Annotated in this window: 10 protein-coding genes and 1 pseudogene; 4 read left to right on the top strand and 7 right to left on the bottom strand. The window is 47.5% G+C overall.

From position 1 onward, the window contains the following. Nucleotides 1-134 precede the first annotated feature (134 nt). The 3 genes from ACEW9I_RS06125 to ACEW9I_RS06115 all read right to left on the bottom strand — a co-directional run bounded on the left by ACEW9I_RS06125 (nt 135) and on the right by ACEW9I_RS06115 (nt 2,834). The gene (locus ACEW9I_RS06125; protein ID WP_373539469.1) at nt 135-548 is read right to left on the bottom strand and encodes a pentapeptide repeat-containing protein; all 414 of its coding nucleotides are present in this window, start codon (nt 546-548) and stop codon (nt 135-137) included. A 95-nt stretch (nt 549-643) separates the two neighbouring features. Beyond that, nucleotides 644-1,837 (bottom strand): Coenzyme F420 hydrogenase/dehydrogenase, beta subunit C-terminal domain, encoded by a 1,194-nt coding sequence (locus ACEW9I_RS06120; RefSeq protein ID WP_373539468.1) that lies wholly within the window; start codon nt 1,835-1,837, stop codon nt 644-646. A 115-nt stretch (nt 1,838-1,952) separates the two neighbouring features. Further along, nucleotides 1,953-2,834 carry an alpha/beta fold hydrolase gene (locus ACEW9I_RS06115; protein ID WP_373539467.1) on the bottom strand — a complete coding sequence of 294 codons (882 nt, stop codon included), beginning with the start codon at nt 2,832-2,834 and terminating at the stop codon, nt 1,953-1,955. Nucleotides 2,835-3,050: 216 nt separating this feature from the next. Here ACEW9I_RS06115 and crtD point away from each other — a divergent pair, with 216 nt between their 5' ends. Beyond that, on the top strand, nt 3,051-4,592 hold the full coding sequence (gene crtD, locus ACEW9I_RS06110) for a C-3',4' desaturase CrtD (RefSeq protein WP_373539466.1): 1,542 nt from the start codon (nt 3,051-3,053) through the stop codon (nt 4,590-4,592). Between the two features lie 136 nt (nt 4,593-4,728). Here crtD and ACEW9I_RS06105 read toward each other — a convergent pair whose 3' ends face one another. Beyond that, nucleotides 4,729-5,037 carry a DUF4282 domain-containing protein gene (locus tag ACEW9I_RS06105; RefSeq protein ID WP_373539465.1) on the bottom strand — a complete coding sequence of 103 codons (309 nt, stop codon included), beginning with the start codon at nt 5,035-5,037 and terminating at the stop codon, nt 4,729-4,731. 289 nt (nt 5,038-5,326) lie between these two features. Here ACEW9I_RS06105 and ACEW9I_RS06100 point away from each other — a divergent pair, with 289 nt between their 5' ends. The 3 genes from ACEW9I_RS06100 (at nt 5,327) to ACEW9I_RS06090 (ending at nt 8,688) form a co-directional block, all read left to right on the top strand. After that, nucleotides 5,327-5,854: a DUF4330 domain-containing protein gene (locus ACEW9I_RS06100; RefSeq protein ID WP_373539464.1), complete on the top strand. Its 528-nt coding sequence runs from the start codon at nt 5,327-5,329 to the stop codon at nt 5,852-5,854. 140 nt (nt 5,855-5,994) lie between these two features. Then, the gene (locus tag ACEW9I_RS06095) at nt 5,995-7,491 is read left to right on the top strand and encodes a site-2 protease family protein (RefSeq protein ID WP_373539463.1); all 1,497 of its coding nucleotides are present in this window, start codon (nt 5,995-5,997) and stop codon (nt 7,489-7,491) included. A gap of 351 nt (nt 7,492-7,842) precedes the next feature. Then, the gene (locus ACEW9I_RS06090; protein WP_373539462.1) at nt 7,843-8,688 is read left to right on the top strand and encodes a slipin family protein; all 846 of its coding nucleotides are present in this window, start codon (nt 7,843-7,845) and stop codon (nt 8,686-8,688) included. Nucleotides 8,689-8,810: 122 nt separating this feature from the next. On the opposite strand, the gene ACEW9I_RS06085 is transcribed toward ACEW9I_RS06090, so the two are convergent. From ACEW9I_RS06085 to ACEW9I_RS06075, 3 genes and pseudogenes are all read right to left on the bottom strand, one after another. Further along, entirely contained in the window at nt 8,811-9,365 is a 555-nt protein-coding gene (locus ACEW9I_RS06085) for an ATP/GTP-binding protein (RefSeq protein ID WP_373539461.1), read from the bottom strand. Nucleotides 9,366-9,371: 6 nt separating this feature from the next. After that, entirely contained in the window at nt 9,372-10,229 is an 858-nt protein-coding gene (locus ACEW9I_RS06080; protein ID WP_373539460.1) for a DUF4388 domain-containing protein, read from the bottom strand. 524 nt (nt 10,230-10,753) lie between these two features. After that, nucleotides 10,754-10,899: pseudogene (locus tag ACEW9I_RS06075) on the bottom strand (diacylglyceryl transferase); the annotation flags it as partial.

The raw sequence follows: 10,899 nt of genomic DNA, 5'->3' as shown, positions 1-10,899 counted from the left end.
AATTTAAATCAATGTTTTTTCAACTATTAATGATATTGATGGTGGATTTTAATGTGCCAAAAATTGAAAAAATTCTGCTGTTAGCCTAAAAGTGTTGAAATGCCTGAGTTTGAGGAGACAAAACTTCATCGAACTCAGGTGAGATCGCATTCGGTAAAGTCTACTTCCTGGAGTTGAGAGTTTTTAAATACTGTCTGCCTAAGTCTTACTCGCTGCTTCATCGGAGACGTAATATCAGAAAATGATGAATGATTGAGGATACAAGTATCGAAGTAAACTGCGAATCCAAATTTATCACAGTTTCCAAAATTTAGTCCGAGCATTTTACAATCCTTGAATTTAATCTCCTTGAATGATGTTCTGTTTAGACTGACTAAGCTAAGATTGCAACCTGAGAACTCACATTCCAAAAATTTAATGTCTGAAAGGTCGGATTTTGATAAGTTACAGTTGATAAATTTACAGTATTCATACTCACCTTTACTTAATGATTTTTGAGTGAAGTCTATTTTATCAAAAGTTTTTTCTTCTATGAATACCTGCTTCATACGATCTACCTTGCTGTACATACTAACTTATGGTCGGTAACAAGTTTTTGGATGCTGGAATCGAAAGCCAGTCATGATATGCCAACATGACTATTTTAATCAGGTAACTTATACTGAGAAACGATTTTCTTCGCAAACTCTGGTACGTGCTGCTCTAGCTTTTCAGGATAGTTTCGTTTGGTAAATAGATAATTGCGGGTGAAGTGAGAATCGATCGAGAAGCGTGCATATTCCAATCCTTTTGGACCGATTTTATCGATGACGACACCCATGATTTTTGCTACCCACATTGGTAATGTGACTGCTTTATCGTAGGCGGGAATGCTTTGTTGGACTGCGGCTGTACGATCGCCTTTAGACATCACAGCTTGAGTCTCGATCGCGTTATTTACTAAATCTAACATCTGTTGACCGCGATCGTTTCTGACTACGATCCACTGCCAGCCAAAGGGTGCGCCCATATACCCGACGACTAGATCGGCGAGGGAGTTCACATAGTCGAAACAACTCAAACAAGATGGGGCGAAAACGTCTTTTAATTCCTTGGTATTCAACCCAAAGAATGGCACTAATTCGGTCGAACCATCTTCATGCTTAAAGTGGACGTTAAAGTCCTGCATGAACTCATAATAAACCACCGTTTCGGGCGATCGACTGGTGGTTTCTAAAAACTTTTGCAAGCCCGCACGGGTGACGTTATCGGTACAGGGGGTGCCGAGGACGTATAGTTGCTCCAAGCCTAATTCTTTCTCGACGGCGCGCAAAGCTTGAATCTGACAGCCGACACCGATGACTAAGAGCTTCTTCAAGCCAGACTCGGCAATTTGTTCGAGGATTGATAAATTTGGCGAGAGGGTGGGTTTATTCACCTTAGCGGCGAGAATTTCCGCTCTCGTCCGCGCAATGATCGGCATTGGTGTAAATCTGTCTTCAGGGGTATTTTGGACGCAGACAACGCCTTCTACCAGCCCCTGCTCCAACATTTCGATCGCGATGGTGCTGACGATTCCCGTCCATTGGGCACCTGGAATCGGATCGATTTTACGCGCCGCCATCATCTGCTGATGGACGCCAAAATACAAGTCATCTTCTTTATCTAAATCCCGACTGCGCCCATGAGTCTGAGTTTCGAGGGCGGGTATCTGCTGATTGAGGAAAGCACAAGCGGTTTTGACGTAGTGGATATAGTGGGTATCGCACAATCCGCATTCGCTACACAGTTCTTTTGCAGGTTTGACGCTATTGGGTTTGAGGGCTTTGGCTTTCTGGTGTTTGGGCGCAGCAGTCATGGGGGAGGCTCGATCGATTATTTGGTTATTTTAGCCTAGTGGCTAGTGGATAGTGGATGGTTAAGTTCCGATCGGGTGAATTGGGGTTCACTTGGGCGATCGATCGCCACCGGAGTTAAATAAAATCTAAGATTGACTGGGCGGTAATCTGTGCTTGCTCCAGATGGGGAACGTGTCCGCAATTATCGATCCATTCCAGACGAGCTTTTGGTAAATTGTCGATGAATGATTGTGCTGCTTTTGTTCCCAAGATCCGATCGTGCTTACCCCAGACAATCAAAGTTTCTTGGTATATTTCTGATAATCTGTCGAGTAAATACCCGTAACCACCACTGCGAGTAAATGCAATCAAAGCTTCTCGCCAATTTGGCATTTCTAGATGTATCGCGGCGCATGTCTGAGCATCTGCGGTGACAAAAGATCGATCGAAATAAGCTTTCTCACTGACGCTTTTACGAACTTTCGGACTTGAGAGAAACTTGGTAGCTAAATTGCCTAGTGGTTGAATTAAAAATTTCCCCAGTGCTGGGGGTTGGGTGAATCCGGCACTGTCAATCAGGACTAATTTATGGACAGCTTCAGGATTATTTAAGGTGAATTCGATCGCGGCGGCACCACCCATTGAGACACCGACTAATATTATCGGCTGCTGAATCTGCGTCTGCCAAAATGCTGATAGATGCGTGCGGATGCTGTCCTTACTAAATGGACAATTGAGTAATCTTTCGGTAAATCCAAATCCTAAAAGATCGATCGCCCAAACTTCTTGATGTGATGCGATAATTGGAACGATCCGGCGAAACTCAAAGATCGAACTATCAAATCCATGTAGAAAAACAATCGGGACACCACCTGTACCCTGATGGATATAACTAGTTGAAATTGCCTGTGGAAGTAAGGATGTGAGGATATCTGCACGCTGAATTTGACTGGCAAACTCGATCGATTCTGGCTCGGTTAACTGTTGAACGTTGGTGGGTAAGAAGTTAGGAAACATCGGTGGCTAAAAGTTCGATTGTCTTTGATTATCCTCGATCGCTTAAAGATTTCCCGTGCGATAAAATGGATTGTCCATCCTTCACTTCTTGCTTTCATCGCCAATGATATCGTTTTTAATGGTGCGCCGAGGTTCGCCATTGGTGTCCCACTGCGGTCATTCGTGTAGAAATGTTAAGATGAAAGTATTAACATTACTAGTTCCCTCGGCGTGCAAATGTCAAAGTCATCCCTTCCGAAAGTTGTAGTTATTGGTGCTGGCATCGGCGGATTGACAGCAGGTGCATTGTTGGCGAAACGGGGCTATGATGTGACCATATTTGACCAAGCGATCGTCCCAGGCGGCTGTGCATCGACATTCAAGCGTCAAGGTTTTACCTTTGATGTCGGCGCGACGCAAGTTGCGGGCTTGGAGCAAGGGGGCATTCATCAGCGGATTTTTAGTGAATTAGAAATCGAACTACCGCCAGCGACACCTTGCGATCCGGCTTGTGCGGTATTTTTACCAGGCGAAACCACGCCGATTAGTGTCTGGCGCGATCCCGAACGCTGGCAAGCCGAGCGTCAACAGCAGTTTCCTGGAAGCGAACCATTCTGGCAGTTTCTACAGCAATTATTTACCGCAAGTTGGGAGTTTCAAAGTCGCGATCCGATCCTTCCGCCGCGCAATCTGTGGGATGTAACGCAACTAGTCGGCGCATTGCGGCTGGGGACGCTGATTACCGTACCGTTTACGCTTTCGACGGTTGGCGACGCACTCAAGTGGTTTGGATTGGCTGGCGATAAACGGTTGCGAACATTTCTCGATCTTCAGCTCAAGCTCTACTCTCAGGTAACGGCTGCCGAGACAGCATTACTATATGCTGCAACAGCTTTAGGCGTGTCTCAGACCCCGCAAGGGCTGTACCACCTTCAGGGGAGTATGCAGGTGTTGAGCGATCGCTTGGTGGCTTCCCTAGAGCGGGATGGTGGCAAATTATTGATGCGGCATACAGTAGAATCGATCGACTGCGATGAGACTGGAGTCACAGGCGTGAAGATCTGCAACCAAAAGACAGGCAAAACTTGGACAGAAACCGCCGCTGAAGTGGTGGCAAACGTCACCGCCCAGGATTTAGTCAGATTGTTGGGCGATGCGGCTCCTAAGTCTCATCCACTCCCTTTATTATCCATCGATGGGTATCGATCGCGTGTCAAAACTTTACCCCAAGCTTCAGGTGCCTTTGTTGTATATTTGGGCGTCAAAGAGTCGGCAATTCCCGCCGGATGTCCGCCCCATCTACAGTTTCTCTACGATTATGACGGCATCATCGGTGAGAATAATTCGCTATTCGTCTCTGTGAGTCATCCAGGCGATGGGCGCGCACCGGGAGGCAAGGCAACGATTATTGCGTCCTCATTTGTCGATCCGCACCAATGGTACGGCGAGGGGGTTGATTATGATGCGCTCAAGGCTGAATATACGGCTACGGCGATCGCTAAATTGGGTGCATATTTCGATCTCGCACCTGAAAATATCATCGTTACCGAAGCAGGCACGCCGCGCACATTCGAGCATTATACCGGACGCGATCGCGGTATCGTCGGCGGGATCGGGCAACGGGTATCGACATTTGGTCCCTTTGGCTTTGCGACGCGGATACCCGTGGCGGGACTGTGGATGGTGGGGGATTCTACTCATCCTGGGGAGGGGACTGCGGGGGTGAGCTATTCGGCACTGACTGTCGTTCGCCAGATCGAACAGCAGGTATTGGGTTAACCCAAATCGATCGGGTAGCGACAGCTCGATCTAGGGTGGCGATCGAACAGTAAGGGTCGAAATTCCCCACCTAATGGTGGATTGTGATGAGGGCGGAATTGAAATCCGCATCCTCATCACCCAATTATTAATTAGTTCAAGGATTTTGTCTTTGCATAATCTCCAACATCCGAGCGGTATTTTCAGAAGTTTTAATTGAAGCTGCTAGAGATTCTAGCCCAACCCTAATGCCAATCACCTGAAGAATCCAAGCTAATGGCGTAACAACTAATCCCACCACGACGCCACCAAAGCCACTTCTAAAGGAGCTAATCAATAGAGCTAAACATCCCAATGAAACTAGTGCGATCGCTACAATATAAAGGATACCAATTATTCTAACCGTAATAAAGCTAGCAAAAGAAATATCAAACAATGACTCGAAAAAAGTTTTTCTTTGGCTCACGATCTTTAACTGTTTAGAGATTTAACATTTATTATAATTAAATAATTGAAATCGGATGATACCCTTCACATGACTATACATATTTGCACCTAAATTAGACTAATGAACTGCTAGCAATAGGAGCATCAGTATCGGCTAGGTCGTTACCAGGGTTGGTAAGAGCGGATCGTTGCTAATAGGCTGTATGGTGTCGAGATCGGGTATCGATCTACCTGTAACTACTTTGGTGTATACTTGCTATTGACTGACACTAGTTTTTCCGAACTTAAATTACCATAAAGTTTTAGCTATGGCTATTCTCGATCGACAAGGGAGATTATTTGGTAAACTCAGCCTCCTTGACATTGGTGCTGTCCTAGTAATGTTATTTGTAGTCATCGGGATTTTTCTGTCGCCGGGAAATACCGGACGAATGAACGGACAAGACAAGTCACAAGCGGTAGAAGCTGACCTGATTGTCAGAGGGCTAAATGTGCTCAATCTCGAAGCCCTGATGACCCAATTTAGTCCGGGTAACAAACTCAGTTTTGTCATTCGCAACCAACCCGCCGGACAGGTGGATATCAAATCCGTCCGGCAACTCGATCGCAACTTGGCAGTCCCTCAAGCTGACGGCACAGTCAAAGCCATGAAAGACCCCAGACCCGATTCATATAGTGTCGATATGATCGTCACGGTGACTGGCAATGGGCAAAAAACTAAAGAGGGATTGGTGCTCGGTAACACCAAAATGAAGATTGGCTCTCCAGTCGAAATCGATCAGCTCAATTACAACTTCAATGGCACCGTCATTGATATTCGTTACCTGGACAAATAGCTGCAACCAAGTCTAGCCAACTTTTCGGTATGTAGTAGTACTAGGGATCGAATCCGTACTAGCCGCGACCGAATAATGCTGTCATGCTATAGGTAGGTGGTTCACAGTGCGACCGCTCTTCCAGTATCTAATTATCACAAATGATTACAGCAGAAAATACAACCACAATCGCTCTTCTAATCGTCTCAGTCGGGATTCTGGGCTGGGGTTATTATCGGAATCGAGGCTTGGGTAAGTTTGGAGTCCTATCATGGTTGCAATCAGCCGTGCTAATGATTCCCTGGCTGTTGAGCTTTGGGGCATTTGCTGCTGGGTTGAATATCAGTCTGGCGGGGATCTTGCTGCTGTTGGTGATTGCCACTGGTTTATATATTTGGTTGGGCACTCAAGTGCGACTCGCCGCTCAAGATCCCGAAACAGCCATCAAAATCGCCGCTCTTCAAGCTAAATATCAACAGAGAAAGTCGATCGTCCCCACGGAGACAGGCCCGCAATCCATGTCGATCGCGATCGACCTGCTGACTATGCCCGATGCAGATTTGAGCAGCATCAAAGGCATTTTTGGCATCGATACCTTTTATGCGACCGAAACCCTCTCTTACGAACAGGGAGCAATCTTTAAGGGCAATTTACGGGGTGATGCCGCCGCAGTCCATCGTCGCTTGACCGACAAACTGCATAGTAAAGTCGGCGACAAATACCGTCTGTTTCTCGTTCCCGATCCAGAAGAGCGTCCCGTAGTCGTCGTTTTACCTAGTAGCAACGATCCCCAACCAGCGACAGTCGGACAAAAGATTTTGGCAGTAGTGCTATTTTTAGCGACGATTGCTACCAGTCTGGAGGCGATGGGCGTGTTCTTGGGATTTGATTTCTACGAGCATACCGAACGGGTGCGGGAGATTCTCCCCTTGGTACTGGGCGTCTGGACAATCCTGATCGCTCATGAAATGGGACATCAGATCCTCGCCCAAATGCGTCAAGTCAAGATCGGACTGCCATTCTTTCTCCCGACTGGGCAGATCGGCGCATTTGGTGCGATCACTCGGTTTGAGTCGCTGGTACCCGATCGCAGTACGCTATTTGATATCGCGCTAGCTGGCCCAGCAACTGGTGGTGTCGTCTCCCTACTGATGTTGGTTGCTGGTTTATTATCATCTCATGCTGGTGCTGGCTTAGAAATTCCCTCCCAGTTTTTTCAAGGTTCGCTGTTAGTGGGCACCATTGCTAAAATTTTACTGGGTGCGACATTGCAGCAACCAACCCTCACAATTCATCCTTTGGTCATCATCGGTTGGTTGGGTTTGGTCATCAATGCTCTCAACCTGATGCCAGCAGGACAGCTAGATGGCGGTAGAATCGTCCAAGCGATCTATGGACGCAAGACAGCGCAACGCAGCACTCTAGTCACCCTCGTCATTCTGGGTTTAGTCACATTTTTCAATCCAGCCAATTTAGTGATTTTCTACTGGTTGATTTTGGTGGGTTTTCTCCAACGGGGCTTGGAGCGTCCGAGCTTGGATGAGATCACTGAGCCGAATGATGCCCGCGCTGTCTGGGGTTTGATCGCTCTATTTGTGATGGCGGCGACGGTGATTCCGTTTAGCCCAGAGTTGGCTGGCAGGTTGGGAATTGGGTAACTAGGCTTTAGGTTTTAGGCTTTAGGTTTTAGGGGGTAGAGGGTGTTTGATGTGGAGCGTAGATTTGAATCCCCCTGCTTGATGCGCTGTCTTGTCTTCTAGGGTTTATGAGTATTATTTTAGACTTTTCAAACAGCCTCTCAGAGGTATAGCAACCGCCAAGGCTATTAGGACGGAACAGCGATTGAAATCACCGTATCTGCAAGGCAGACGCTACGCGAACAGAATGCAAAGTCCGCGAAGGCGGACTAATTAGAAAACGTCCTAACGAACTTGGCTACGGTTATAAGTTTTCATTTTTCATGAAAAAAAGATCGAATCGATAATCAATTATTAAATAAGCTAAAAATCATGGGCGAATTTGGACTACTGATTGCTGCGGCGATCGCGGCGGCGATTGTCAAGTCGGGGATTAGGGTCGATCGCGAGTATGAGCGGGGAGTGATCTTTCACTTAGGACGTTTTCAACAAATTAAAGGTCCAGGACTGTATTTCATCACACCGATCCTCGACCAAAAAGTGCAAGTAGATATTCGGACTAAAACGGTCGATATCGCGCCTCAAGAAGCAGTCACCGCCGATAGTGTCACCATCAAAATCAATGCTGTCCTCTACTATCGGATCATCGATCCGATGAAGGCGATCAGTCGGGTCGAGAACTATCAAATGGCAGTATATCAGGCTTCCATGACCACATTGCGAAATATCGTCGGTCAACACAACCTCGATGACATGCTCCAAAGTCGCGATAAAATCAACGCTAAAGTGCAAGAAATCGTCGATGAAATCACCGAACCGTGGGGAGTCGCGATCGAACGGGTGGAACTTAAAGATGTCGAAATCCCGATCTCGATGCAACGAGCGATGGCAAAAGAAGCCGAAGCCGCACGGGAAAAACGCGCGCGACTAATCAAAGCTGAAGCCGAACAAGAAGCCTCCAAGCTCCTCAGTGAAGCCGCTCAACAAATGATGCAAAATCCCGCCGCATTGGAATTGCGACGGTTACAAATGCTGACCGAAATCGGTGCGGAAAATAACACCACTACGCTAGTTATGATCCCTTCTGATATCATTTCCCTCGCCAAAGAATGGTCTACCGCCGCACATAATAATAATCTTGCTGCTGTTGCCAAGCAACAAACTACGATTCCCCCAGCAGTCGCTCCAGCGAAGGCTACGCCAACGGACAGCGATTGAAATCGCTGCTAGTGCTGCAAAGTCCGCCTGCGCGGACTGACAACCTAGTCCGCGTAGGCGGACTTTGTAGTACTAGCGGAGACTTTAGTCTCCAGGCTACTTGTGACCAGAAATGATGTGACCTACACAACCGCGCTCTGCGCTGCCATAGTTTGCATATAATGTTCCACCAAAGCGATCAGTGACATCGCTACCGACTCGCCATCCTCAGCATTGACCAACACGATCGGTGGCTGCTGGGCTATATCCTGATAACCCAACGCCAGCGCGATATCTTCGCTACTCCAAGCACCTTCACAATCACTATGAGTAATCCCAATAATCATCGGGATCTGCGCCCGCCGATTCATGAAATTCATAATCCGCCGCGCATGATGAAACTCACTCGGTCGGTGGGCGGCAATCAATAACACATAAGCATGAGCGCGTTCGATCAAAATCTCCCACATGAAATCAAACCGGATCTGACCGGGAGTGCCATAGATGTGTAATCCCATCTCCTCCCCAAATTGCAGCGTGCCAAAATCCATCGCCACAGTGGTGTTTTGCTTGAGATTGGCGACATCATCAGTCGCGCGTCTGTCTGTATCTACGACTTCGATCTCACTCACAGACCGGATAAAGGTGGTTTTACCCGCACCTACCGTACCTGTGACCACTAGATTCATAATTTCCATGATTTGTCAACCCTTTTTCTTGAGAAAGCCCATTAAATTACTCAGGAACGAAGCAGATACTGGTATACTTGCATTACCGCCGCCCACGCAGACTGGCGGTGCCTCCAGCAGTTGGTTCACTGCTGGTTGCGATGGCTCGATCGCGACCTCCTGCACCAATCCGATCGAACTCAACCGAAAGCCGATCTGTTGCACTTTGCCGATCTCTAGCCCCAGTTGGGCGGCGATTTTGGCGATCGAGATTTCGCCCAGTGCGAGGTTCCAGACTTGAAATTCCTGGGAATCGAGCCTCACATCAGGATTTGAGGACAATCTTTGCAGCGCGCATTCCGGTGCGGGTAATTTGGCACTCAAGCCACTCCAATCCTTGAGCATCCGCAGTCCCAGTAAGGCAACTTCTTGGGCTGTCAAACTCAGTCCCGTCATTTCTGTATAAATTAAAGATGCTTGTGGATTGAATTTGAACTGTCCGTGGTGGATTTCAAATAATTTGCACGTCGTCGCAACTACTTGAGAATTGAACAGTAATGTGAGCTGCTCGGTATTGACTAAATTGAGCGACTTGAGCTGCGTACCCAATGGTTGACGCAGCGATCTGAGCTGAAACTCCAAGCCGACAACCTGCTCTGATGAGAGCCAGCGTCGTTGTTGCATCATCTTGAGCAAACCGTGACGCTCTGCGCCATGTGCATTGGTGACTGACATAATCCGTCCGGCTTGGAAGGAGATGTGATATGCATCACTGAGCGATCGCATCAAGCCTGGATCTGGCTCGATCGACAATAACCCAGTTTTATTACCCTCTTGCACGAAATGAAAAATTTCGGCTAATGAATACTCTGATAAATAGCCAGCTAGGGACATTTGGATCTCCAAACATATTTAAACGTAAGTAAATATTGTGCTTGTAAAACTGTCGAATACTACTGATGAGAGTATACCCAGTAATCCTCTGTTAGTTACCAAATTTGGGTAATCTCAAATTGTTAGTTAGTTGGCGCGATCGATTTAGCCTTTTTACATCCAATCTCAAGTAGGGTGTGTGAGGCGCAAGCCGTAACATACCAACAGCATAAATTTGAGGTGCGTTACGCTGTTGCTAACACACCCTACAATCTTTTGGAGTTGCTGCGGAGATTTTTACCCCACCCTAACCCTCCCCCGATCGAGCGGCTACAACCTTTGCTGTAGGCGTTGGCGTAAGCCTGCCGTAGGCACAGACGTGTCGTTAGACGGTTTCCGTCTAACGACACGTCTCACTTCGCTCGCCTACAGCGTGCGTGGCACCAAGCAGGGGAGGGGACAAGAGCTTCCTCTCGATCGGGGGGGTTGGGGAGTAAGTCCAGCACAACCGAAGTCTAGTTGTCAGTTATTCGATCTACAACTAGCTAGTTCAGTGCTGCTTTGATTTCAGTGACAGCGCGTTTGATATCTAGCATCAATAGTCCTTGCTTGGCGGCATGGTTGGCTAGCACCAAGAAGACAGCATCATCGCCGCAACCCATCAGGATACCGTAACCGTCAGCACCTTCAA

Origin of the sequence: Chamaesiphon sp. (genome assembly GCF_041738855.1) — a bacterium.
Lineage (GTDB): Bacteria > Cyanobacteriota > Cyanobacteriia > Cyanobacteriales > Chamaesiphonaceae > Chamaesiphon.
This window is presented reverse-complemented; position numbering and strand designations above follow the sequence as displayed.

What these genes read in the sequence shown, in the direction of transcription:
- ACEW9I_RS06125 (WP_373539469.1), bottom strand. Translation starts at nt 548, where the DNA reads ATGAAGCAGGTATTCATAGAAGAAAAAACTTTTGATAAAATAGACTTC.
- ACEW9I_RS06120 (WP_373539468.1), bottom strand. Translation starts at nt 1,837, where the DNA reads ATGACTGCTGCGCCCAAACACCAGAAAGCCAAAGCCCTCAAACCCAAT.
- ACEW9I_RS06115 (WP_373539467.1), bottom strand. Translation starts at nt 2,834, where the DNA reads ATGTTTCCTAACTTCTTACCCACCAACGTTCAACAGTTAACCGAGCCA.
- crtD (WP_373539466.1), top strand. Translation starts at nt 3,051, where the DNA reads ATGTCAAAGTCATCCCTTCCGAAAGTTGTAGTTATTGGTGCTGGCATC.
- ACEW9I_RS06100 (WP_373539464.1), top strand. Translation starts at nt 5,327, where the DNA reads ATGGCTATTCTCGATCGACAAGGGAGATTATTTGGTAAACTCAGCCTC.
- ACEW9I_RS06095 (WP_373539463.1), top strand. Translation starts at nt 5,995, where the DNA reads ATGATTACAGCAGAAAATACAACCACAATCGCTCTTCTAATCGTCTCA.
- ACEW9I_RS06090 (WP_373539462.1), top strand. Translation starts at nt 7,843, where the DNA reads ATGGGCGAATTTGGACTACTGATTGCTGCGGCGATCGCGGCGGCGATT.
- ACEW9I_RS06085 (WP_373539461.1), bottom strand. Translation starts at nt 9,365, where the DNA reads ATGGAAATTATGAATCTAGTGGTCACAGGTACGGTAGGTGCGGGTAAA.
- ACEW9I_RS06080 (WP_373539460.1), bottom strand. Translation starts at nt 10,229, where the DNA reads ATGTCCCTAGCTGGCTATTTATCAGAGTATTCATTAGCCGAAATTTTT.